The 23808-nt window shown below is 65.8% G+C and carries 23 protein-coding genes; 13 read left to right on the top strand and 10 right to left on the bottom strand.

The window, feature by feature from the left end; genetic code table 11:
* Positions 1-9: 9 nt before the first annotated feature.
* Positions 10-1308: an NADPH-dependent L-lysine N(6)-monooxygenase MbtG gene (gene mbtG / locus BST12_RS17555; protein ID WP_083114408.1), complete on the bottom strand. Its 1299-nt coding sequence runs from the start codon at positions 1306-1308 to the stop codon at positions 10-12.
* A gap of 108 nt (positions 1309-1416) precedes the next feature.
* Here mbtG and BST12_RS17550 point away from each other — a divergent pair, with 108 nt between their 5' ends.
* Entirely contained in the window at positions 1417-3066 is a 1650-nt protein-coding gene (locus BST12_RS17550; RefSeq protein WP_245850386.1) for a (2,3-dihydroxybenzoyl)adenylate synthase, read from the top strand.
* A 134-nt stretch (positions 3067-3200) separates the two neighbouring features.
* Complete coding sequence (locus tag BST12_RS17545) at positions 3201-4202, top strand: alpha/beta hydrolase (RefSeq protein ID WP_083114407.1); 1002 nt, start codon at positions 3201-3203, stop codon at positions 4200-4202.
* A gap of 19 nt (positions 4203-4221) precedes the next feature.
* On the opposite strand, the gene BST12_RS17540 is transcribed toward BST12_RS17545, so the two are convergent.
* Positions 4222-5574: a salicylate synthase gene (locus BST12_RS17540; protein WP_083114406.1), complete on the bottom strand. Its 1353-nt coding sequence runs from the start codon at positions 5572-5574 to the stop codon at positions 4222-4224.
* A gap of 406 nt (positions 5575-5980) precedes the next feature.
* Between BST12_RS17540 and BST12_RS17535 the strand changes: the two genes are divergently transcribed.
* Both BST12_RS17535 and BST12_RS17530 read left to right on the top strand, forming a co-directional pair.
* Positions 5981-6190, top strand: coding sequence for a hypothetical protein (locus BST12_RS17535; RefSeq protein WP_083114420.1), 210 nt, complete (start codon positions 5981-5983; stop codon positions 6188-6190).
* 275 nt (positions 6191-6465) lie between these two features.
* A complete protein-coding gene (locus tag BST12_RS17530; RefSeq protein WP_083114405.1) occupies positions 6466-7695 on the top strand; it encodes a sodium-dependent bicarbonate transport family permease in 1230 nt (409 codons plus the stop codon).
* 8 nt (positions 7696-7703) lie between these two features.
* Here BST12_RS17530 and hemW read toward each other — a convergent pair whose 3' ends face one another.
* The gene (gene hemW, locus BST12_RS17525) at positions 7704-8876 is read right to left on the bottom strand and encodes a radical SAM family heme chaperone HemW (protein WP_083114404.1); all 1173 of its coding nucleotides are present in this window, start codon (positions 8874-8876) and stop codon (positions 7704-7706) included.
* A 159-nt stretch (positions 8877-9035) separates the two neighbouring features.
* Between hemW and BST12_RS34910 the strand changes: the two genes are divergently transcribed.
* The 5 genes from BST12_RS34910 to BST12_RS17500 all read left to right on the top strand — a co-directional run bounded on the left by BST12_RS34910 (position 9036) and on the right by BST12_RS17500 (position 12653).
* Positions 9036-9140: an Ms4527A family Cys-rich leader peptide gene (locus BST12_RS34910; protein WP_372511082.1), complete on the top strand. Its 105-nt coding sequence runs from the start codon at positions 9036-9038 to the stop codon at positions 9138-9140.
* A gap of 113 nt (positions 9141-9253) precedes the next feature.
* On the top strand, positions 9254-10924 hold the full coding sequence (locus BST12_RS17515) for a nitrite/sulfite reductase (protein WP_083114402.1): 1671 nt from the start codon (positions 9254-9256) through the stop codon (positions 10922-10924).
* A complete protein-coding gene (locus tag BST12_RS17510) occupies positions 10921-11661 on the top strand; it encodes a phosphoadenylyl-sulfate reductase (protein ID WP_083114401.1) in 741 nt (246 codons plus the stop codon). The genes BST12_RS17515 and BST12_RS17510 overlap by 4 nt, the downstream gene beginning before the upstream one ends.
* The gene (locus BST12_RS17505; RefSeq protein WP_083114400.1) at positions 11640-12380 is read left to right on the top strand and encodes a sirohydrochlorin chelatase; all 741 of its coding nucleotides are present in this window, start codon (positions 11640-11642) and stop codon (positions 12378-12380) included. The genes BST12_RS17510 and BST12_RS17505 overlap by 22 nt, the downstream gene beginning before the upstream one ends.
* 36 nt (positions 12381-12416) lie before the next feature.
* Entirely contained in the window at positions 12417-12653 is a 237-nt protein-coding gene (locus tag BST12_RS17500) for a DUF6480 family protein (protein ID WP_083114399.1), read from the top strand.
* 5 nt (positions 12654-12658) lie between these two features.
* On the opposite strand, the gene BST12_RS17495 is transcribed toward BST12_RS17500, so the two are convergent.
* From BST12_RS17495 to BST12_RS17480, 4 genes are read right to left on the bottom strand one after another with little or no spacing between them, the layout of a single operon-like run.
* On the bottom strand, positions 12659-13732 hold the full coding sequence (locus BST12_RS17495; protein ID WP_083114398.1) for a sulfate/molybdate ABC transporter ATP-binding protein: 1074 nt from the start codon (positions 13730-13732) through the stop codon (positions 12659-12661).
* A 15-nt stretch (positions 13733-13747) separates the two neighbouring features.
* The gene (gene cysW, locus BST12_RS17490; RefSeq protein WP_083114397.1) at positions 13748-14566 is read right to left on the bottom strand and encodes a sulfate ABC transporter permease subunit CysW; all 819 of its coding nucleotides are present in this window, start codon (positions 14564-14566) and stop codon (positions 13748-13750) included.
* Positions 14563-15429 (bottom strand): sulfate ABC transporter permease subunit CysT, encoded by an 867-nt coding sequence (cysT, locus tag BST12_RS17485; protein ID WP_083114396.1) that lies wholly within the window; start codon positions 15427-15429, stop codon positions 14563-14565. Before cysT ends, cysW begins: the two co-directional genes overlap by 4 nt.
* Complete coding sequence (locus BST12_RS17480) at positions 15426-16460, bottom strand: sulfate ABC transporter substrate-binding protein (protein WP_083114395.1); 1035 nt, start codon at positions 16458-16460, stop codon at positions 15426-15428. Before BST12_RS17480 ends, cysT begins: the two co-directional genes overlap by 4 nt.
* Positions 16461-16532: 72 nt before the next feature.
* Between BST12_RS17480 and BST12_RS32035 the strand changes: the two genes are divergently transcribed.
* Positions 16533-16685, top strand: coding sequence for a hypothetical protein (locus tag BST12_RS32035; RefSeq protein WP_170062141.1), 153 nt, complete (start codon positions 16533-16535; stop codon positions 16683-16685).
* A 147-nt stretch (positions 16686-16832) separates the two neighbouring features.
* Here BST12_RS32035 and BST12_RS17475 read toward each other — a convergent pair whose 3' ends face one another.
* On the bottom strand, positions 16833-17036 hold the full coding sequence (locus BST12_RS17475) for a hypothetical protein (protein ID WP_139801741.1): 204 nt from the start codon (positions 17034-17036) through the stop codon (positions 16833-16835).
* A gap of 55 nt (positions 17037-17091) precedes the next feature.
* Here BST12_RS17475 and BST12_RS17470 point away from each other — a divergent pair, with 55 nt between their 5' ends.
* Together BST12_RS17470 and BST12_RS17465 are read left to right on the top strand one after the other, a co-directional pair.
* Complete coding sequence (locus tag BST12_RS17470; protein ID WP_083114393.1) at positions 17092-18342, top strand: FAD-dependent oxidoreductase; 1251 nt, start codon at positions 17092-17094, stop codon at positions 18340-18342.
* A gap of 53 nt (positions 18343-18395) precedes the next feature.
* Positions 18396-20432 carry a glycoside hydrolase family 15 protein gene (locus BST12_RS17465; RefSeq protein WP_083114392.1) on the top strand — a complete coding sequence of 679 codons (2037 nt, stop codon included), beginning with the start codon at positions 18396-18398 and terminating at the stop codon, positions 20430-20432.
* Between the two features lie 5 nt (positions 20433-20437).
* Here the strand turns inward: BST12_RS17465 and BST12_RS17460 are convergent, their stop codons facing one another.
* Positions 20438-21196 carry a sensor domain-containing protein gene (locus BST12_RS17460; RefSeq protein ID WP_083114391.1) on the bottom strand — a complete coding sequence of 253 codons (759 nt, stop codon included), beginning with the start codon at positions 21194-21196 and terminating at the stop codon, positions 20438-20440.
* Between the two features lie 2 nt (positions 21197-21198).
* The gene (gene lepA, locus BST12_RS17455) at positions 21199-23118 is read right to left on the bottom strand and encodes a translation elongation factor 4 (protein WP_083114390.1); all 1920 of its coding nucleotides are present in this window, start codon (positions 23116-23118) and stop codon (positions 21199-21201) included.
* Between the two features lie 20 nt (positions 23119-23138).
* On the opposite strand from lepA, the gene BST12_RS17450 reads away from it, so the two are divergent.
* Complete coding sequence (locus BST12_RS17450) at positions 23139-23741, top strand: type II toxin-antitoxin system PemK/MazF family toxin (RefSeq protein ID WP_083114389.1); 603 nt, start codon at positions 23139-23141, stop codon at positions 23739-23741.
* Positions 23742-23808: the final 67 nt, after the last annotated feature.

Here is a 23808-nt window from a genome sequence, read left to right as displayed (position 1 = left end):
CAGCCGGATTCACACGGATTGGTACTCGCCGGTCCTGCCCACCGGTGTCTCGGCGGGGCTGATCTCGATGCCCATCTCGGCGCCCAGCACCCGGTCGGAGAGCAGACCCAGGCAGCTCAGGTTGGGAAAGCCCGGCCCCTCGTTGACACCGGAAAGGTTGGGCAGCACCAGTTTCGGGGTGACGCCCGTTACGGCCAAGTCGTGACCGATGGACTCCTCCAGCCGCTCGCCGGACAACGGGCCGCCCAAGCCTAGCTCCAGCAGGTCCACGGCTTCGGGCTGCAATAACGGCACAAACCACAGCGGATCGGCACCGGATCCGTCGATGACAAGGTCGAAGCGGTGCAGGGTTTCGAGCGGCTCACCACAGTTGTCGGTGGATAACGTGAGCCAAATGCGGTTGTCTCGGTCCGCGACCCGAGCGACGCGTCCGCGGAGATGCTTGATCCGCTCGTCGGCAAGCAGCGACTCCTGAACGCGTGCGGAGAACACCCCGCGATCGGTCCGGGCAATGCAGTTGCGCCGTTCGGCCTGGGTGAGGCTGCGCCAGCCGGTGGGATCGGAAAACAGCGAATTCTCGAAGAAGCCCTCACCGCGGGTGAATAGGGTCGCTTGCGGGGCGATCGCCGTGATCGCCGAAACCCGATGGTGGAAAAGCTCATTGAGAATCGATGCGGCGGTCTCGCCACCGCCGATAACCGCAACGTTCTCGGCGACGATCCGGTCGTGCCGGCCGGCGCGCTGCCAGAACTGCGCGATCGACAGAACCCGCGGGTCGCCGGAAAGCATGGACCGCTCGGGCTGCCCCGGGCCGGTGATCATCAAGGTGTCGGCGGCCAGGCTCGACTCCGCCGTGTGCAGCGCCCAGCGCGAATCCTCGAGGCCGATCTGAAGCACTTCCCCGCGAACGACTTTCAGCCCGGCGACCTCGGCAACCCACTGCAAATAGCGGGCCCAGGTCTCGTGCGTGGGGGCCGGTCTGCCCCGGTCGACCCAGCCCACGAATTGGTCCGTGGCAACCAGATACGACTGCCAGCTGAACCGAATCATCTGCTCGTCGACTTCGGCGTCGCGCCCAGGCACCAACGCGGACCGATAGGGGAAGCCGACGTCTTTTTCCGGACTGGTGCCCAACCGCTGCCGACCGTCCGTCCAGCCGCCACTGGGCAGCCAGTTGGCCGCGACCTCGGTTCGTTCGATGGCGACAACCTCGGCAGTGTCGACTCCCATGTCGCGCAGTACCGCGGACTTGGCGGCCACCGCGACGGCTTTCGCTCCGGCCCCGACGATAGCGAGCGTGCGGCTCATCGTCCCAAGACCCCCAACTCCGCTTGCTTAGCTCAGGCTGTCCTAACTTCGTGTACGCTACCCTATGTTGGCGGGGCAGCACACTCTCGCCCCCAAGGGAGTTACCGAGTGCCTGTTACCCCTGCTCAGCCGCCCGAATCCGGCCGGCCGCCCGCGCCGCTGGACGGGTTCATCGGCTGCACACCGCAGCGCGCGGCCGCGTATCGGGCGGCCGGCTACTGGACCGGCCGCACCGTCGACTCGCTCTTGCGCCAGGCGGCGGCGAGCTGGCCACAGCGTGCCGGTGTCGCAGATGCAGCAGTCACACACACCTATGCCGAGCTGGACGAGCTGTGCGACCGGGCCGCCGCGTGGTTCGCCGCGCTCGGCATCGCACCCGGCGACCGAGTGCTGCTCCAACTCCCGAATTCGAGCCGGTTCGCCGTGGCGCTGTTCGGCCTGCTGCGCGCCGGAGCCATCCCGGTGATGTGCCTGCCCGGGCACCGCTTGGCCGAACTGGGCCACTTCGCGCACCTCAGTGGCGCGGTTGGGTTGATCATCGCCGAGACCGCCGGCGGTTTCGACTACCGGCCGATGGCCGAGCGGCTGGTCGCCGCACAACCGCGGTTGCGTCACGTGATCGTCGACGGGGATCCGGGCCCGTTTGTGTCGTGGCCAGACCTGCCCGCCGGCGAACCGCCGAAGATCGACTGCGACACCGCGTCGCCCGCACTGCTGCTGGTATCCGGGGGCACCACCGGCACACCGAAGCTGATCCCGCGCACCCACGACGACTATGTCTACAACGCCACGGCGAGTGCCCAGCTGTGTCAACTGACAAGCGATGACGTGTATCTGGTGTCGCTGCCGGCCGCACACAACTTTCCGCTGGCCTGCCCCGGCATGCTGGGCGCGATGTCGGTAAGCGCCACGGTCGTTTTCAGCGCCGACCCGAGCCCGGAGGCGGCTTTTGCCACCATCGAACGGCACCGCGTCACCGTCACCGCTGTGGTACCTGCGTTGGCCAAACTCTGGGCGCAGGCATCCGACTGGGAGCCGGTCACGCCAAAGTCACTGCGGCTGTTGCAGGTTGGCGGGTCCAAGCTGGAACCCGAGGACGCTCGCCGGGTGCGCACCGCGCTGACCCCGGGCCTGCAGCAGGTATTCGGGATGGCCGAGGGACTGCTCAACTTCACCCGCATCGGCGATCCGCCGGAACTGGTCGAACACACCCAGGGCCGGCCGCTATCCCCCGCCGACGAATTGCGCATCGTCGACGGGGCGGGCGCACCGGTGGCGGCGGGCGACGAAGGCGAGCTCCTGGTGCGCGGGCCCTACACGATCAACGGTTACTTTCGCGCCGAGCGCGATAACGAGCGCAGCTTTGATCCCGACGGCTTTTACTGCAGCGGCGACCTGGTGCGGTTGCGCCCCGACGGCTATCTGATGGTGACCGGGCGGGTGAAAGACGTGATCTGCCGATGCGGGGAAACCATTGCCGCGCAGGAAATCGAAGAGCAGTTGCTCAGCCATCCGTCGATCTGGTCGGCAGCAGCGGTTCCGCTGCCCGACCCTCATCTGGGTGAAAAGATCTGTGCCGCAGTGGTTTTCACCGGGGGCCGGCTGACGCTACCAGAGTTGAATAGCTACCTCGACCAGCGTGGGGTGGCCACCCACGTCCGGCCGGACATGCTGGTCGCAATGTCGACGTTGCCGACGACGCCGATCGGAAAGATCGACAAGCGGGCGATCGCGGCCCAGCTCGGGGCGGCGCTATAGTTCCCAATCGGCATTGAGCCGCGCTGCAAACCAAAAGGCAACTCTAGAATGCGATATGAGACTGCTGAATGCACATGTGGTCTGTGCAAATGTGCCATTGACGAACGTCACCATTTGGTATTCACTGCACCTTCATGAACGACGGCGTTCCAGTGCGCGGGTCACTGCGAGCCCGCAGCGCAATCGCAGTGAGCTCCATGATGCTACGGCCGATCACTGGAGCCATTCCTCCGGACCGGGCGTGGGGCGTCTGGGCGTCGCGCCAGCTCATCGCCCGGCTGATGGGCACGTTCGGACGGTCGCTGGCAGGTACCCGCGTCGAACAAGTCAACTCGGTACTCCCGGACGGGCGCCGCGTCATCGGCGAATGGGTCTACGGACCGCACATACCGACCGGGGTCAGCCGCAACACCAGCGCAGCGATCTACTACGTGCACGGCAGCGGCTTCACCATGTGTTCGCCCCGAACACATCGCCGGCTGACGTCCTGGCTTTCGTCCCTGACCGGACTGCCGGTGTTCTGCGTCGACTACCGGCTGGCGCCGCGCTACCGCTTCCCCACCGCGGCCGACGACGTGCGCGCGGCCTGGGACTGGCTGCCACACGCGAGCGGTTTGCCGCCGGAACGCATTGTGATCGCCGGAGATTCGGCCGGCGGTCACTTAGCGGTGGACATGCTGCTGCAACCGGAGGTCGCCGACAAGCCGCCCGCGGGGCTGGTGCTGTTCTCTCCGCTGATCGATCTGACCTTCGAACTGTGCGCCGCGCGTGAGCTACAGCGCCCCGATCCAGCCGTTCGGGCCGCCGCCGCGGCCCGAGTGGTCGCTCTGTACCACGTCGGTGTCGATCCAACCCACCATCGGCTGAAGCTCGATGTCGCCGGCGGGCCACCCCTGCCCCGGGCCTTGATCCAGGCCGGCGGCGCCGAAATGCTCGAGGCAGACGCTCGCCAACTCGCCGCTGACATCCGCGCCGCCGGCGGTGACTGCGAATTGCAGGTGTGGCCGGACCAGGTGCATGTGTTCCAGGCGCTGCCGCGCATCTCCCCCGAAGCGCCCAAAGCCATGGCGCACGTCTCGCAATTCATTGCGGTTTCGTTGTCCGCGGCGGGCGCAACCGCCTCCAGAGCGAGCTGACCTCGACGCTAATCGAAAGCTATTGCCGTTCAACCAGATACGGCGCCAGCGTGGAGAGCTTCTCGCAGGTCTCCTCGAACTCACGCGCGGGTTCGGAGGCCTCGATGATGCCGGCGCCGGCCCGCAGCCAGGTTCGCCCCTCCCGGGCGTAGGCCGCCCGCAGCGTCAGCGCCGCGTCGAGTCCGCCGTCTGCGGAAAACATCACGACCGCACCCGAATACAGGCCCCGCGGACTGGCGTCGAGTCGCAGAATGGCTTCCACCCCGGCCGCTTTCGGAATTCCCGACGCGGTGACGGCCGGAAAGAGTGCCTCCAGAGCCTGCATGCGGTCACGCGACGCGTCGAGGCGCGCACTGATCGTCGACCCGAGGTGCTGCACACTGCCGCGCTCACGCACCCGCATGAAATCGACGATCGCCGCGGTTCCCGGTTCGGCGACCTCGGTGATCTCCTTGAGCGACGAGCGAACCGAAATGGCGTGCTCGACAATCTCTTTCGGATCTGATTCCAGCTCTTGGCGCGCCCGCCGGTCGGTGGCGAGCCCACGGCCCAACGCCCGAGTACCGGCCAGCGGCTCGGTCAGCACCGTCCCGTCGGGGCGCACCGCCGCAACGATCTCCGGGCTGTACCCCAGGGCACGAATTCCACCGAGGTGCAACAAGAATGACCGCACCGGAGTGTTGTGGCGACGGCCCAGCCGATAGGTCGATGGGAAGTCGAGGTCGAAAGGAACATCGACACAACGAGACAGGATCACCTTGTGATAGCTGCCGCCGGCGATCTCCCCGACGGCTGTCGACACCCGCTCCAGATAGCCGGACGGGTCGTCGGTCAAGCTGAGTGGGCGCGGGGCCGGCACGCCGCGCAGCCCGGTATCGAGCAACCGTTGCACCGCTTCACGATGGCGAGCCTGCGCCCCATGAAGGCGGACCTCCTGGCGGGTGACGACTATTCGGGTGCGCGGCCAAAACACCCGGGCCAGGGGCGTGTGCGGAGCAAGCCGCTGCTGCAGCCCATAGCGGTAGACGCCGAATTCGAATGAAAGCCAGCCAAAGGCGTGGTCGGTTTCCAGCAATAGCCGGTCGATGGCTTCGCCCAGCACCGGCCCCGGAGGTCCCGACCACTGCTGACGCTGAACGGCGCCGTCACGGATGACACGCAGCTCGTCGTTGTCCAGCTCCACCATCGCGTGCGCGCCCTCGGCCAGGACCCATTGGCCGTCGTACTCGTAGAGCAGATATTCCTCGCCCAGCGGCTCGGGCAGCGCGGCGGCCAACTCGGCGGCCAGATCGGCCGGATCGATGTCGGCGGGCAGGGGAATCGACTGCGATGCAGTGCTGGCAGGACTCGTTTCCACCCCGACATCGGTCACAGCTAGTAAATGTAGCCTAACCTACTTAGCTGCGCCTCACCCGCATCAAAAATGGGTCCGCGAGCCAACCTGAGGTTCAGGTGAACCTCAGGCCAAATGGATAAGTCGCACCGGTCCGGCGCGCCTCTGCCATCGCATGTTTTCCCAGGCAGACCCGGATTTACCAGGGTGCTCGGCACCGGCGGCTCGCATGTGAGACGCCAAACGTTTCCCAACCGTTTACCGCCACGTCGCACAGCGGTCTGTTGCCATCTCAGCTGCGCTCTTAGCATCACCGTGACTGGACGTTCCCGCTCGACGCGCGGGTTGCCCGGTAGGTCGATAAGCTCCGTCCGCACGCGGAATGGAGTGGCCCCCGGGTTCGCCGCAGGGCGATACCAGGGACCGCAACAAGGAAGGACAGCACATGTTCGTAATCCGGCTTGTTGATGGGGAAGAAATCAAAGGCGATTGCGACGATCTCACGATCAATCAAGAAACCGGCGTACTCACCGTATGCACGGTCGACGGCTTCGAAGAAACGACGACTCACTACTCGCCTTCCGCGTGGCGCTCGGTGACCCACCGCAAGCGTGACATCGGTGTGCGTCCGTCGCTGGTCAGCTCAGCGAAGTGACGTCGCGCTCAAACTGACAGCACATTCACAGAAAACGCCTACGGGGCGCCTATTGACGGCGCATTGTCCAGCACAGTGGTGATCACCGGCCGTTTCTCCCTTCGCCCGGTTTCCACGGCACGTATTTAGTCGCCAAGACCTGGCTTTTCGGCGCTGTGTCCGAGTAGCGGTTTGGGATCAGCCCCGTTAAATTCTCAGGGTCATCTTGGATGATTCGCGGTCGCCCCGCTGACGGTCGCTTCCTTGATAGCTGCATGTTGCTCGGGAGGGGCCAAATGCTGCAAGAGTTCTGGGAGAACTTCACCCACAATCTGTTCAAACCCCTGCTGCTGTTCTTCTACTTCGGGTTTCTCATTCCGATCCTCAAAGTGCGGTTCGAGTTCCCCTATGTGATCTACCAGGGCCTCACCATGTACCTGCTGCTGGCCATCGGCTGGCACGGGGGCGAAGAGCTGGCCAAGATCAAGCCGTCGAGCATCGGCACCATCGTCGGGTTCATGGTTTTGGGCTTCCTGCTCAATTTCCTGATCGGAGGTCTGGCGTATCTCCTGCTGAGCCGGCTGAGTGGGATGCGGCGAGTCGACAAGGCAACCGTGGCCGGCTATTACGGGTCGGACTCCGCAGGCACCTTCGCCACCTGCGTGGCCTTCCTGACGAGCGTCGGAATCGCCTTCAACGCCTACATGCCGGTGATGCTGGCCATCATGGAGATCCCCGGCTGTCTGGTGGCGCTGTACCTGGTGGCCCGGCTGCGCCACCGTGGCATGGACGAGTCCGGCTTCATGCCCGACGAGGCGGGCTACACCGCGCCGGCGAAGCTCGGACCCGGCACTGCCGCCCGGCCCGCTCAAGGCCAGAGCCTGGAGGTTCAGCACGAACGCGGGATCGAGCAGGAGTTGGAGATCTCGCTGGAAAAACGCGAGCATCCCGAGTGGGACCCCGAGCCGGCCAAAAAAGCCAAGAAGGAATCGCTGTTCTCCCGCGAGCTCTTTCAGGAGGTCTTCCTCAACCCCGGCCTGGTCCTGCTGCTCGGCGGCATCATCATCGGCCTCATCAGCGGACTGCAGGGCGAGAAGGTCGTCCACGACGACGACACCTTCTTCGTCACGGCCTTCCAGGGTGTGCTCGCGCTGTTCCTGCTCGAGATGGGCATGACCGCGTCGCGCAAGTTGCGCGACTTGAGGTCAGCCGGCGGTGGGTTCATCTTCTTTGGCCTGTTGGCGCCGAATCTCTTTGCCACACTGGGGATCTTCGTCGCACACAGCTACGCCTACCTGACCAACACCGACTTCAAACCGGGCACCTACGTGCTGTTCGCGGTGCTCTGTGGCGCGGCCTCCTACATCGCCGTGCCGGCCGTCCAGCGACTAGCCATCCCGGAGGCCAGCCCCACGCTGCCGCTGGCCGCATCACTGGGTTTGACGTTCTCCTACAACGTGACGATCGGCATCCCGCTCTACATCGAGATCGCCCGCATCGTCGGGGATTTGTTCCATACGACCTGAAAAGAGCTTCAGTCCAACAGGTTTCGCACCACCGCGTCGGCCAGCAGCCGTCCCCGGTCGGTGAGAACCAGCATGGCCCCCTCGGATACCAGCAGACCGTCGGTCACCGCCTGTTCGGCGCGCTCGCGTTCGGCGGTGGCCAGCAGGTCCATCGGCAGCCCTTGGCGCAGCCGGATTTTCAGCAATACCTCTTCGGTGTGCAGCGCGTCGGTCCCGAGTTGCTCATAGTCGGCAACCGGCAGCGACCGGTCGGCCAGTAACTGGGCATAAGTGTTGGGGTGCTTGACATTCCACCAACGAGTCGCGCTCACATATCCGTGTGCCCCGGGCCCAGCGCCCCACCACTGCCCGCCGTCCCAGTAACCCAGGTTGTGCCGGCATTCGCCACCCGGGCGGCACCAGTTGGACACCTCGTACCAGCCCAGCCCCGCCGCCGACAGGCGCGCATCGACCAACTCGTAACGATGCGCGAGCACGTCGTCGTCCGGTGCGGCCAACTCACCGCTGCGGACCCGTCGGGCCAGTGCGGTGCCCGGCTCGACGACCAAGGCATAGGCAGACACATGGTCGACGCCGGTCGCTACCGCGGTGTCCACGGAGCGCAGCAGGTCGTCATCGGACTCGCCGGGCGTTCCGTAAATCAAATCGAGGCTGACGTGTTCAAAGCCGGCTTCCAACGCCTCGCGGGCCGCGGCCGCTGACCGATTGGGCGTGTGCACCCGGTCGAGCACCCCGAGCACGTGCGGCACCACCGATTGCATGCCCAGCGACACCCGCGTGTACCCGGCCGCCCGGATCGCGTCGAAAAAGTCCGGCCAGGTCGACTCGGGGTTGGCCTCAGTGGTGATTTCGGCGTCGGGCGCCAGCTCGAAGTGGTCGCGCACCATGTCGAGCAGCGTGGTCAGGCGCGCACCCCCGAGCAGCGATGGCGTGCCGCCGCCGACGAACACCGTGTCGACCTTCGGCGCGCCCAGCCGCGCGGCGGCCAGTTCGAGTTCCGCCCGCAATGCCACCAGCCAGGCATCGGGGTTGACGCCACCCAGCTCGGCCGGTGTGTAGGTGTTGAAGTCGCAATAACCGCAACGGGTGATGCAGAACGGGACGTGCACGTATACACCGAACGGCGCTCCGGGCCGCGGCTGTAAGTCGGGCAGGTCAGGCGGAGCCTGGGGAACGGTCATGCCAAATGATGCCACCGCAACGGACCGTCGAGCCCGCTTCTCAGGGGATTCCCGGTTTAGTTTGCCCGAGCACCCAGGATTGCTGGTTAGTTTTAATCATCATGAGAAGAAATTTGACCTGGTCGCACGGCTCGCTGCCATCCATGGCAGAATAGGCGCGTGACCGTCGCCAATCCGAGCCTGCGCCCGCCTGTTCGGCCCGCGCTCGTTACCCGGCGGCATATCGACCTCAAGCGTGTCTGCAGCTGTATCTGTCTGCCTTGATGTCGTAGACCCAGCCCACCAGTAGTTCCACTGGCCTGCGGATCTGCGCCGCCGGTAAGAACCGGTGTTCTGCGCGTCCAGGGCCGACGACGTTCGCGAAGGAGAACCGTCGAATGACCACCGCACGTCCTGCCAAAGCCCCTCGCAACGAGGGCCAGTGGGCGCTGGGGAATCGCGAGCCGCTGAACCCAAACGAGGAGATGAAAAAGGCCGGCGACCCGCTCGACGTGCGGGAGCGCATCGAGAACATTTACGCCAAAAACGGCTTCGACAGCATCGAAAGGGACGACCTCCGCGGGCGCTTCCGCTGGTGGGGCCTCTACACCCAGCGTGAGCAGGGCTACGACGGGTCATTCACCGGCGACGACAACATGGACCTGCTCGAGGCCAAGTACTTCATGATGCGCGTGCGCTGCGACGGCGGGGCGCTGTCCACCGCTGCGCTGCGTACGCTGGCCCAGATTTCCATCGAGTTCGCCCGCGACACCGCCGACATCTCCGACCGGGAGAACCTGCAGTACCACTGGATCCGGGTCGAGGACGTCCCGGAGATCTGGCGCCGGCTGGACGAGGTGGGATTGCAGACCACCGAAGCATGCGGCGACTGCCCGCGTGTGGTGCTGGGCTCGCCGCTGGCCGGCGACTCGCTCGACGAGGTACTCGACGCGAGTTGGGCCGTCGACGAGATCGTGCGCCGCTACATCGGCAAGCCCGACTTCTCCGACCTGCCGCGCAAGTACAAGACCGCGATCTCGGGGCTGCAGGACGTCGCGCACGAGATCAACGACATCGCGTTCATCGGCGTCAACCACCCCGAGCACGGGCCCGGCCTGGATCTGTGGGTAGGTGGCGGGCTGTCAACCAACCCGATGCTGGCCCAGCGGCTCGGCGTCTGGGTGCCGCTCGCTGAGGTGCCCGAGGTGTGGGCAGCGGTCACGTCGATCTTCCGCGACTACGGCTACCGGCGGCTGCGGTCCAAGGCGCGGCTGAAATTCCTGGTCAAGGACTGGGGTGTAGACAAGTTCAGGGAAGTTCTCGAAACCGAATACCTCAAGCGTCCGCTGATCGACGGTCCGGCGCCCACCCCGCTCGCACACCCCATCGACCACGTCGGGGTGCAGCGGTTGAAGAACGGGCTCAACGCCGTCGGCGTTTCGCCCATCGCCGGGCGGGTTTCCGGTACCACGCTGGCCGCGGTCGCAGAGCTGGCCGAACTCGCCGGTTCGGACCGAATCCGGTTCACGCCCTACCAGAAGCTCATCATCCTGGACGTACCCGACGACAAGCTCGACGAGGTGCTCGCCGGACTGGAGGCACTGGACCTCACCGCGCGCCCCTCGCAGTGGCGCCGAAACCTGATGGCTTGCAGTGGGATTGAGTACTGCAAGCTCTCCTTCGCCGAAACCCGGGTGCGGGCACAGTCTTTGGTGCCCGAGCTGGAGCGCCGGCTCGACGACATCAACTCGCAGCTCGCCGTTCCGGTCACCGTCAACATCAACGGCTGCCCGAACTCGTGCGCCCGAATTCAGGTCGCCGACATCGGGTTCAAGGGCCAGATGGTCGACGACGGCGAAGGCGGATCCGTCGAGGGCTTCCAGGTACATCTAGGCGGCAGCCTTGGCCTGGACAGCGGTTTCGGCCGAAAACTGCGCCAGCACAAGGTCACCAGCGACGAGCTCGGCGACTACATCGACCGGGTCACCCGCAACTTCCTCAAGCACCGTAACGAGGGTGAACGCTTCGCGCAGTGGGCGATTCGCGCCGAGGAGGACGACTTGCGATGAGCGAGGCGACCAGACTGACCGAAGCCGAGCTGCGGGACCTCGCCGCGCGCGGCGCGGCAGAACTCGACGGAGCCAGCGCCACCGAGCTGCTGCAGTGGACCGAGGAAACCTTCGGCGGCGTCAACGGACCCCGCGGCTGGGCGACGTGTAACTACGTGGTGGCCTCCAACATGCAGGACGGCGTGCTGGTGGACCTAGCGGCCAAGGTGCGCCCCGGCGTACCGGTGATGTTTCTGGACACCGGCTACCACTTCGTGGAAACGATCGGCACCCGGGATGCGATCGAATCCGTCTACGACATCAGGATTGTCAACGTCACACCGGAGAACACGGTTGCCGAGCAGGACGAACTGCTGGGCAAAGACCTGTTCTCCCGCGATCCGGGCGAATGCTGCCGGCTGCGCAAGGTCGTCCCGCTGGGCAAGGCACTGCGCGGGTATTCGGCGTGGGTGACCGGGTTGCGCCGGGTGGAGGCGCCCACCCGTGCCAACGCCCCGCTGATCAGTTTCGACGACGCGTTCAAGCTGGTGAAGATCAACCCGCTGGCGGCATGGTCGGACGAGGACATGCAGGACTACATCACCGAGCACGATGTGTTGGTCAATCCTCTTGTGCACGAAGGCTATCCGTCGATTGGCTGTGCCCCGTGCACGGCCAAACCCGTCGAGGGCGCCGATCCACGCAGTGGACGCTGGCAGGGGCTGGCCAAGACCGAATGTGGGTTGCACGCCTCGTGACCTCCCTGGTTCTGACCGCGCACGGAAGTGCGGACCCCCGATCGGCGGCCAACGCGAGGGCCGTCGCGCAACACGTGGCGCGGCTGCGCCCGGGCCTGGATGTGCGAGTTGCGTTCTGCGAGAAGAACTCTCCGAGCCTGGTCGACGTGCTGCCCCGGCTGTCCGGCGCGGCGGTGGTGACCCCGTTCCTGTTGGCCAATGCCTACCATGCCCGCATCGACATTCCCCGCCAGATCACCGAATGCGGGGCCGCCGAGCGTGGCGTCGACGTCTGGCAGGCCGCCGTGCTCGGCGAGGACGACCGACTGATATCGGTGCTGCGTCAGCGGGTGACCGAACTCGGGGTTTCCCGGCTAGACGATCAGCTCGGTGTGCTCGTGGTGGCCATCGGATCATCCAACGCAGCCGCTAACGCATGCACCGCAGAGGTAGCGCCAAAGCTGTTGGACGGCACCCGGTGGACGGCCGCGACGACGGCCTTCGCCACCCGTCCGGAACCCTCACTAGCCGACGCCGTGCATCGGTTGCGCAGGCGCGGCGCCCGCCGGGTGGTTATCGCCCCGTGGTTCCTGGCACCTGGGCAGCTGCCCGATCGAGTGCAGCGGTTCGCCGACGGCGCCGGCATCCCGATGGCGGCACCACTGGGGGCGCACCGGTTGGTGGCCGAGACCGTCCTGGACCGCTTCGATGAGGCGACGGCGCAGCGTATCGCGGCCTAGCGTGTGACATGCGCCCGACGGGGTACCCGCCAAGCCATGACCGCACTGCCCCCGGATCCCGACCCGTCGAGAACGCCGGGCCTCGAGCCCGGCAGCGGCGTACCACCGGGCTCCACTCCCCCGGACTCGGCGCAGACATCCGGCCTCTCCGAGCAACAACCACGCCCCAAGCGGCGAATGACTCCACTGGCGGTGATCAGCCTCATCGCGGTCGGCGTCTTCGTGCTGCTGTTCGTCGTCGTCGCGGTGGCGCTGGTCTTCACCGTGCCGTAGCCGCCCTACGCGCGCGTCAACGTGCTTTCGTCGCCGGTCACCACAACATCGTCGCTGACGGGCGGCACCCGGGTAGCACGGACGTAGACGGTGTCGCCCTCTTTCAGGGCCAGCGCCTCGGCGTCGCCGCGGGTGATCTGGGCGGTGAACGGCGCGCCGCTGGCCGCGCTGGTCAGTTCCACCCGCACCTCGAAACCCAACAGCACCACCCGGTCGACGGTGGCGCGTACCACCCCGATCGATTCCGCGGAGCCGTCACCGCCGGCAACGGCCATCGCCGGGTTGCGGCCCACCCGGATGTCGTGCGGACGGACCAGGGCACCGTTCAGGGTGGACACCGCGCCGAGGAAGGACATCACGAAGGCGTTGGCCGGGGTGTCGTAGACGTCGCTGGGCGACCCGACCTGCTCGATCCGTCCCTTGTTGAGCACGGCGATCCGGTCGGCCACATCCAGCGCCTCGGCCTGGTCGTGGGTGACCAGCACCGTGGTGACGTTCACCTCGTCATGCAGGCGGCGCAGCCAGGCGCGCAAATCCTCGCGAACCTTGGCGTCCAGCGCACCGAACGGCTCGTCCAGCAACAGCACTTCGGGGTCGACGGCCAGTGCCCGGGCCAGCGCCATCCGCTGACGCTGCCCGCCGGACAGTTGATTGGGATAGCGGTTCTGAAAACCGCTGAGCCCCACCACTTCCAGTAGGTTGTCCACCTTCTGCTTGATCTCGGCCTTGGGCCGCTTGCGAATCTTCAGCCCGAACGCAACATTGTCGCGGACCGTCAAGTGCTTGAACGCCGCGTAGTGCTGAAACACGAAACCAATGCCGCGGCGTTGCGGTGGCACCCGGGTGACATCGCGACCGTTGATCGTGATGGTTCCGGTGTCGGGCTGGTCGAGTCCGGCGATGGTGCGCAGCAACGTCGACTTGCCCGAACCACTCGGGCCCAGCAGCGCCGTCAGCGACCCGGCGGGAACCACGAAATTCACCTCGTCCAGCGCGACGAAATCGCCGTAACGCTTGTTGGCGTCGCGCACGGTGATCGCGTGGTCGCCCGGTTTGCTGCGGTCGGTTGCGGCGGTCATGTCACGGTCTCCTTGTCAGGCCTGGTTGGCCGCTCGTGCCCGGCGGACGTCCAGGATCACCTGGACGATCAAAACCACCACCGCCACAGCCATGAGCAGTGTCGACAGCGCGTACGCGCCATACTCAGCACCGCGGTTGTAGCGATCTGAGACCAGCAATGTGAGCGTCTGCGATTCCCCCGGCAGGTTGGACGACACCATGATGACTGCCCCGTATTCGCCGAGAGTACGCGCGATTGTCAGCACGATTCCGTAAGTCAAACCCCAGCGGATGGACGGCAGCGTGATCCGCCAGAAGGTCTGCCACCAGCCGGCGCCCAACGTGGACGCCGCCTGCTCCTGGTCGGTTCCCAACTCATGCAGGACCGGTTCGACCTCGCGCACCACAAACGGCAGGGTGACGAAGATACTGGCCAGCACGATGCCGGGCAGACCGAAGATGATCTTGAACCCGAGATCCTTCTCGACGAATCCCAGCGCCCCGGCCGATCCCCAGAGGACGATCAGCGCCACACCCACGATGACCGGCGACACCGCGAACGGCAGATCGATGACCGCCTGCAGAATGCCCTTGCCCCGAAACCTGTTGCGCGCCAACACCAACGCGGTCGGGATACCGAAGATCACATTCAGCGGCACCACGATGGCCACCACCAGGAGCGAAAGATTCAGCGCGGATATCGCCGCCGGTGTGCTCACCCAGGCATAGAACTGACCCAACCCCGGCTGGAAGGTGCGCCACAGGATCAGCGCCACCGGGACGATCAGCAGCACAAAGACGTACGCCAGCGCGGTATACCGGAGCAGGTAGCGAACTTTCGGCGACGTCGTCACGCGGCCAGCTCCTCGCGCTTGGCCGCCCGCGCGCCGACGACGCGCAGCACCAGCAGCACCACGAACGAAATCGAAAGCAGCACAATCGATATCGCGGCGGCACCGGTACGGTCGTCATTCTCGATCAGGGTGCGGATCCACTGCGAGGAGACTTCGGTCTTGCCCGGCACCGCACCACCGATCAGTACGACCGATCCGAACTCGCCGATGGCGCGCGAGAATGCCAGCCCGGCGCCGGACAACAACGCCGGTGTCAACGAGGGCAAGACGACAGAGGTGAAGATCTTCGGGCCGTTGGCGCCCAGCGACGCCGCGGCTTCCTCGGTCTCCCGATCGATTTCCAGCAGCACCGGTTGCACGGCACGGACCACGAACGGCAGCGTGACGAACGCCAGCGCCACCCCCACACCCCACTCGGTGTGCTGCAGATGTAGGCCCACCGGGCTGTTGGTCCCGTACAGGGCCAGCATCACCAGGCTGGCGACAATCGTGGGCAACGCGAACGGCAGGTCGATGATGGCATCGACCAGCCGTTTGCCCACAAAGTCGTCGCGCACCAGAACCCAGGCGATCAGCAGCCCGAAGACCGTGTTGATCACGGTGACTCCGGCGGAAATGGTCAGCGTGACCCGCAACGACTCCAGTGCCGCGTGTGAGGTGACCGCCAGCCGGAAGGCCTGCCAGCCGCCGTCGACCGACTGCCAGGCGATGGCCGCCAGCGGCAGCAGCACGATCACCGAAAGCCACAGCGTGGCCATCCCGACGCGCAAGGAGATGGTGCGGGAAAAGCGTGGCCGGCTTTCACCGGGCTGGTCCAAGGCGGGCCCGATCGCCTCGGAGTCACGGCTTATCGACGTCGTCATCCGGTGGCCTGCGTATAGATCTTGGTGATGCTGCCGGTGCTCTTGTCGAACAGCTGCGGATCGACCTTGCTCCAACCCCCCAGGTCGGTGATGGTCCACAGTTTGAGCGGCACCGGGAACTGATCGCGGAACTGGGCGGCGATCGCGGGATCTACCGGCCGGAAGCCGGCTTGGGCCCACAACGACTGGGCCTGGGCGGTGTACTGGAAGTTCTTGAATGCGATCGCGACGTTGAGGTGGCCGCTGGTGTTGATCACCGCCAGCGGATTTTCGATCTTGAACGTCTGTGGCGGCGTGATGTGTTCGACCGGCTTGCCGGCCCGCTCGGTGGCGATCGCCTCGTTCTCGTAGCTGATCAGCACGTCGCCGCTGCCCTGGACGAAGACATCGGTGGCTTCACGTCCTGATGCCGGGCGCATCTTGACGTGTTCGCGCACCAATCGGCTGACGAAGTCGATACCCGCCTGGCCATTCCTGCCGCCTTCGCTCTCGACGGCATACGGGGCCAGCAGATTCCATTTCGCCGAGCCCGAGCTCAGCGGGCTGGGCGTGATCACCTCCACGCCCGGCCGCAGCAGGTCGTCCCAGTCCTTGATGTTCTTCGGGTTGCCCTTGCGCACCACCAGGGTCACCACCGATCCGAACGGGATCCCCTTGGTGGCGTCGGTGTCCCAGTCCTTGGCGACCTTGCCGGACTTGACCAACCGAGTGACGTCGGGTTCGACCGAGAAGTTCACCAGATCGGCCGGCTTGCCGTCGGCAACGCCGCGGGATTGGTCACCGGAGGCGCCGTAGGAGGTGATGACCTGCACACCCTTGCCCTCTTCGGACGCGCTGAACGCCGGAATCACCTTGCTCCAGCCTGGCTCCGGAGCCGAGTAGGCAACCAGGGTGATGCTGGTGTGCGCGTTGCCGGAACCACCGCTGCCGACGACGTCGCTGGGGCCGCCGCTGCACGCCGCGATGACCCCGGCGATTAGGGGGAGCGCCAGGATATGCCGCCAGCGCGGTGTGCTCCTGGGGGGTGACATTGGCTACCTTCCAGTGCGGGACCTGTGGTTTTGGCTAGTCCCGTGGCTCCGGAGAGGCGTCGGAGGGCGTCGATGACAACTGGGGAATTGCCCCAACTCCACACCAGACCGCGCACGGGTTTGGAGTCAGCGACAACAGTGCACGTCGGCCACGGCGCACAACACCGCGACCTCGATAGCGCAGCCGAGCGCGACAGCATCGCGCTGCATTGCATGGGCTGCTGAGTGCATGGCGCGAAGCCTAACAGAGTTGGCCGTGCTGTCACCTCGAGCGGCGTCTCAGTGCGTCGCAACCCAGGTGACGATGACCAGCACAACGAGCGCAACGAGAACCAGCGTGACGCGTGATTTAGGCATCTTGGTCATTGGGGATCACCCCGATGCCTCATCGGAGTGGCGGGCACGGCGCATCAGCCGGATTCCCTTTCCCAGCAGTGCGTCCAGCAGCGCCGCCGTGAAGTAGGCCAGGGCCAGCACCACCGGCATCACCGCCAGCGCCTGCAGCACGAAGGGCAGGCCGGAAAGCCACAGCTCGACGCTGTCCCACCAATTCAGGAACCCGTTCACCGGCCTCACCCTATTCGCCTCGATCAGCCGCGGCACCGGCAGACCAATATGCCAAGATCGGCTGGTGCCTGGCGCAAGCGACGAAACCACGTGTCTCATCGTCGGGGGCGGACCGGCGGGCATGATGCTGGGGCTGCTGTTAGCCCGCGCGGGCGTTGAAGTCACGGTGATGGAAAAGCACGCCGACTTTCTGCGGGACTTCCGCGGCGACACCGTGCACGCGAGCACGCTGCGTCTGCTGGACGAACTCGGCCTGGGCACGCGGTTCGCCCAGCTGCCGCACCGTCTCATCGACACCATCCGGATGGAGCTGCAAGGCCAGCCGGTAAACCTCGACCTGAGTCGCCTGCCGGGCGCACATCAACACATCGCGCTGGTGCCGCAGTGGGACTTCCTGGAGTTGCTGGCTGCCAGCGCCGAGGCGGAGCCCACCTTCCGGCTGCTGCGCAGCACGGAGGCGACGGGAGTGCTGCGCGGTTCGGGGCCCGACCGCGACCGCGTTGTCGCCGTTACGTACCGCGACGCGGACGGCGATGACAAACAGATGCGGGCGTTGCTGACCGTGGCCTGTGACGGCCGCGGGTCGACGGTGCGCTCGGCGCTGGGGCTGGTACCACAGGCCTTCGGCGCGCCGATGGACGTGTGGTGGTTCCGGCTGCCCCGCTATTCCGGTGATCCGAGCGGCCTGGCCGGCACTTTCCGGGCCGGGCACGGAGCGATCATGATCGACCGCGGTGATTACTACCAGATCGCCTACATCATTCCCAAGGGAACCGACACGCGATTGCGGTCCGAGGGGATCGCGGCGCTGCACCGCGCGCTGGTGAACATGGTGCCCTGGCTCGCCGACCGGGTTGACGCGCTGAGTTCCTTCGACGACGTGAAATTGCTTGACGTGCAACTGAATCGGCTGCGTCGCTGGTATACCGATGGCGCGCTGTGCATCGGCGACGCGGCCCATGCGATGTCGCCGGTGGGCGGTGTCGGCATCAACCTCGCGGTGGCCGATGCGGTAGCCGCCGCGCGTCTGCTCGCCGAACCGCTGCGCCGTGGCGCGGTCTCCAAGCGGCGGCTGGCGCGGGTGCAGGCGCGCCGCTGGGCGCCCACGGCGCTGCTGCAGGCGGTACAACGGATGATTCACGCCAGGGTGGTTGCCGTGGCGGTGGCCGGTGCCGATACCGGCACCGAGGATATGCCGGTCCCCGCCATCAAACTGGTCAGCCGAACACCGGCGCTGCGCCGAATGATCGGCTACCTGGTGGCCATCGGCCCGCTGCCCGAACACGCGCCGGGGTACGCCAGGCGCGCCGGGTAACACTCGGTTAACGGAGGTAGACGCCGGGCACGTCGAACCATGATGATGGCGGCATGGTCCTGGACGCCCAACACGCAGAAGATCCCCCGAAAGAACCCGAGACCACGGCGATTAACGCGTTCGAGGCAAGCCGTGCCGCGCCCTTCGATCTGAGCGCACCGGCGATCTTCACCCCCACGTCGCCGCTGCGCAATCCCTTTCCGCCCATTGCCGATTACGCGTTCCTGTCCGACTGGGAGACCACGTGCCTGATCTCCCCGGCCGGTTCGGTGGAGTGGCTTTGCGTCCCCAGGCCCGACTCGCCGAGTGTGTTCGGCGCGATTCTGGACCGCAGCGCCGGGCATTTCCGGCTGGGTCCCTACGGAGTCTCGGTGCCCTCGGCGCGGCGCTACCTCCCGGGCAGCCTGATCATGGAGACCACCTGGCAGACGCCCACCGGCTGGCTCATCGTGCGCGACGCGCTGGTGATGGGGCCATGGCACGACATCGAGCGCCGATCGCGGACACACCGTCGCACCCCGATGGACTGGGACGCCGAGCACATCCTGCTGCGCACGGTGCGCTGTGTGAGCGGCACCGTCGAGCTGATGATGAGTTGCGAGCCGGCGTTCGACTATCACCGCGTCGGCGCGACGTGGGAATACTCGGCCAATGCGTACGGCGAGGCCATCGCGCGGGCCGGCAAGCAGCCCGACGCACACCCCACGCTGCGGCTGACCACCAACCTCAACATCGGCTTAGAGGGACGCGAAGCCCGCGCCCGCACCCGGATGAAAGAGGGCGACGACGTGTTCGTCGCGCTGAGCTGGACGAAGCATCCGGCACCGCAGACCTACGAAGAAGCCGCGGACAAGATGTGGCAAACCACCGAATGCTGGCGGCAGTGGATCAACATCGGCAATTTCCCCGACCACCCCTGGCGGGCGTATCTGCAGCGCAGCGCGCTGACGCTGAAGGGGCTGACGTACTCCCCCACCGGCGCGTTGCTGGCCGCCAGCACCACCTCACTTCCGGAAACCCCACAGGGAGAACGTAACTGGGACTACCGCTACTCCTGGATTCGCGACTCCACCTTCGCGTTGTGGGGGCTGTACACCCTGGGGCTGGACCGCGAGGCCGACGACTTCTTCGCGTTCATCGCCGACGTGTCGGGTGCGAACAACAATGAACGCCATCCGCTGCAGGTGATGTACGGGGTGGGTGGCGAGCGCAGCCTGGTCGAAGAGGAACTCCACCACCTGTCCGGCTACGACCACGCGCGGCCGGTACGGATCGGCAACGGCGCCTACGACCAAGTGCAGCATGACATTTGGGGCTCGGTGCTGGACTCGTTCTACCTGCACGCGAAGTCGCGCGAGCAGATTCCGGAGAACCTGTGGCCGGTGCTGAAGAAACAGGTGGAAGAGGCGGTCAAGCATTGGCGAGGGCCCGACCGCGGCATCTGGGAGGTGCGCGGCGAGCCACAGCATTTCACTTCGTCGAAGGTGATGTGCTGGGTGGCCCTGGACCGCGGCGCCAAACTGGCCGAGCGGCAAGGCGAGAAAAGCTACGCCCAACAGTGGCGGGCCATCGCCGAGGAGATCAAGGCCGACATCCTCGAGCACGGCGTCGACTCCCGCGGGGTGTTCACCCAGCGCTACGGCGATGACGCGCTCGATGCGTCGCTGCTGCTGGTGGTGCTGACCCGGTTCCTGCCGCCGGACGATCCGCGGGTGCGCAACACCGTGCTGGCCATCGCCGACGAGCTCACCGAGGAAGGCCTGGTGCTGCGGTATCGGGTGCACGAGACCGACGACGGGCTGACCGGCGAGGAAGGCACGTTCACCATCTGCTCGTTCTGGCTGGTCTCGGCGCTGGTCGAGATCGGCGAGGTGAAACGCGCCAAGCGGCTGTGCGAGCGGTTGCTGTCCTTCGCCAGTCCGCTGCACCTGTACGCCGAGGAGATCGAGCCGCGGACCGGCCGCCAACTCGGCAACTTCCCGCAGGCGTTCACCCATCTGGCGCTGATCAACGCGCTGGTGCACGTGATCCGGGCCGAGGAGGAAGCCGACGGCTCGGGGTCGTTCCAGCCCGCCAACGCGCCAGTGTAAGCCGGTCAGCTCAGGGCGCTGATCTTGTCCATCATGATGTGGGCGATATCGATCGCGCTGGTGTGCGGATCGCCCGACCCCTGATCCGACGGGCTTTGGGTGCTGAAGAAGGTGATCTCGACTTCGACGAGGCAATTTCCCCGGACGCCGACGGCTCGCGCTTCTGGTCGCTTGCCGGTGGACGAGCCCGACAGCTGGACCGAAACTGTCGCTGCGAGAACAGAATTGGCCACCCGGACGTCGCTGATCTCGTCGGCGAAATTGAGGCCACCGCCCTCGACGGTCACGGTCTTGCCATTGCAGCCGTCCCACTGATCGGAGAACTTGGCGAACAGTGCGTCGGCATCGGTGGCCGTCGGCAAGGCGACCACGGCCTCTGCCACACTGATCACCTTCGCGGGATCTCCGTCGTTCCACCATGATTCGCGTGCGACGTTCTTGACGTCGTAGGAGCTGTACGCACTGCGCACCGTCATTGTCGTAACGCCGGCACACTCGGCCGGGGTGATAACCCCGAAACCGGTCTGCAACTTCTCCGGTCCGCCGAACCGCGGCGGCAGGTGAGCATCGGCTTTGAATCGCTGGTTGAGGATCTTGCCCAAAGCGGCGTCATCGAGCAGCACCTGCTTGATGGTCTCGCCCATCAGCGGGCGCGGCTTGAGCCCCGGCGCGGGGCGCGCGCTACCCTCGATGCCGCCGCAGCCGGTGGCCAGCAGGAGCATCAACAGCGGAAAAACCGCATACCATGGGGCTTTTCGGGCCATTGCTACTTCTTGCCCTTGTCCCCGGCCGCCTCGGTGGACAATGCCGCGACGAACGCTTCCTGCGGCACCTCAACCCGCCCGATGGTCTTCATCCGCTTCTTGCCTTCCTTCTGCTTCTCCAGAAGTTTGCGTTTGCGGGTGATGTCGCCGCCGTAGCATTTCGACAGCACGTCCTTGCGGATTGCCCGGATGTTTTCGCGCGCAATGATTTTCGATCCGATGGCGGCCTGCACCGGCACCTCGAACTGTTGGCGCGGAATCAGCTCCTTGAGCTTGGTGGTCATCTTGTTGCCGTATGCCGAAGCGCCGTCTTTGTGGATGATCGCACTGAAGGCGTCGACGGCTTCGCCTTGCAGCAGAATGTCGACCTTGACCAGCTGGGCCTCCTGCTCGCCGGACTCTTCATAGTCGAGGCTGGCATAGCCGCGGGTGCGCGATTTCAGCGAGTCGAAGAAGTCAAAGATGATCTCGCCCAACGGCATTGTGTAGCGCAGCTCGACGCGCTCCGGCGACAGGTAGTCCATGCCGCCCAGCTCGCCGCGCCGCGATTGGCACAGCTCCATGATGGTGCCGATGAACTCGCTGGGCGCGATGATGGTCGTCTTGACGACGGGTTCGTAGACGGTGCCGATCTTGCCCTCCGGCCAGTCCGACGGGTTGGTCACGATGCTCTCGGTGCCGTCATCCTTGATAACCCGGTACACGACGTTGGGTGAGGTCGAGATCAAGTCCAAGTCGAATTCGCGCTCCAGGCGTTCGCGGGTGATCTCCATGTGCAGCAGGCCCAGGAAGCCACACCGGAAGCCAAAGCCAAGTGCCACAGAGGTTTCCGGCTCGTAGGTCAGGGCGGCGTCGTTGAGTTGCAACTTGTCCAGGGCGTCGCGCAGGTTCGGGTACTCCGAGCCGTCGACGGGATACAAGCCGGAGTAGACCATCGGTTTGGGCTCGCGGTATCCCGTGAGCGCTTCTTTGGCGCCGTGCCGCGCCGTCGTCACGGTGTCGCCTACCTTGGACTGGCGGACGTCCTTGACGCCGGTGATCAGGTAGCCCACCTCGCCCACACCCAGGCCCTCGCTGGCCTTCGGTTCGGGTGAGACGATGCCGACTTCGAGCAGTTCGTGGGTGGCGCCGGTGGACATCATCGCGATGCGCTCGCGCGGTTTGATGGCGCCGTCGACCACCCTGACATAGGTCACCACGCCGCGGTAGATGTCGTACACCGAGTCGAAGATCATCGCCCGGGTGGGTGCGTCGGCGTCGCCCTGGGGCGGCGGGACCTCTTGCACCACGTGGTCGAGCAGATCGGCCACGCCTTCGCCGGTCTTGCCGGACACCCGCAGGACGTCGCTGGGCTCACAGCCGATGATGTGGGCGATCTCGCCGGCGTAGCGGTCCGGGTCGGCGGCCGGCAGGTCGATCTTGTTGAGCACCGGGATGATGTGCAGGTCGCGGTCCAGCGCCAGGTACAGGTTGGCCAGCGTCTGCGCCTCGATGCCCTGCGCGGCGTCGACCAGCAGCACCGCACCCTCGCAGGCCTCCAGCGCGCGCGACACCTCGTAGGTGAAGTCGACGTGGCCGGGCGTGTCGATGAGGTGCAGGACATAGTTTTCGTTGTTCACTTGCCACGGCAGCCGCACATTCTGGGCTTTGATGGTGATGCCGCGTTCCCGCTCGATGTCCATCCGGTCCAGGTACTGGGCCCGCATCGAGCGCTCGTCGACCACCCCGGTCAGCTGCAGCATCCGGTCGGCCAGCGTCGACTTGCCGTGGTCGATGTGAGCGATGATGCAGAAATTCCGAATCTGCGCCGGCGGGGTGAAGGTTTTGTCGGCAAAACTGCTGATGGGAATCTCCTGGAGCGGGGGTTTACGGGTGTCCAGCCTATCCGTGCACCGCGCTTGCGATCGAATCGCGCTCCGCAGATCGCGGTTATGCTGCGAACATGGCGCCTCCCCGGAAGTCTCAGTGGAAGACGTTCCAGCGCTTCGCGGAAAACCTCGTATTCAACGAGGGGCCCAAGCTAGTCCGTCAAATACAGAACACACAGAACACGCTGAAGACCATCCAGCAGGCGGTCAAGATCACCGCCAACATCATGGTGTCGGCCGTGCCGCCGCCACCCGCCGAGATCACCGCGGGCCGCCCGGTGACCAGCACCAGTTTCCCGACCGCACAGCGGGCGCGACGGGTCGTCTACGCCCCGGATCTCGACGGCCGCGCCGATCCCGGGGAGATCGTCTGGACGTGGGTGGTCTACGAAGACGACCCGACCCGCGGCAAGGACCGTCCGGTGCTCGTCGTCGGCCGGGACCGTAGCGTCCTGCTCGGCCTGATGGTGTCCAGCAAGGACCGCCACGCCAATGATCGCGACTGGGTCGGAATCGGTTCTGGCGATTGGGATTACGAGGGCCGACCCAGCTGGGTGCGCTTGGACCGGGTGCTCGACGTGCCCGAGGAGAGCATCCGCCGCGAGGGGGCGGTCGTCAATCGCGAGGTCTTCGATGTGGTGGCCGCACGGCTGCGCGCTGAATACTCCTGGCGGTAACTTGCGGTTGTGGCGATCGAGTGTGTGTTCACGGCATCGAAAGTGAACATACGGCGGGATCTCTTCG

The organism is Mycobacterium angelicum (assembly GCF_002086155.1).
GTDB classification, from domain to species: domain Bacteria; phylum Actinomycetota; class Actinomycetes; order Mycobacteriales; family Mycobacteriaceae; genus Mycobacterium; species Mycobacterium angelicum.
Note: the sequence above shows the minus strand (reverse complement) of the source record. Positions and strands in the feature narration are given on the sequence as shown.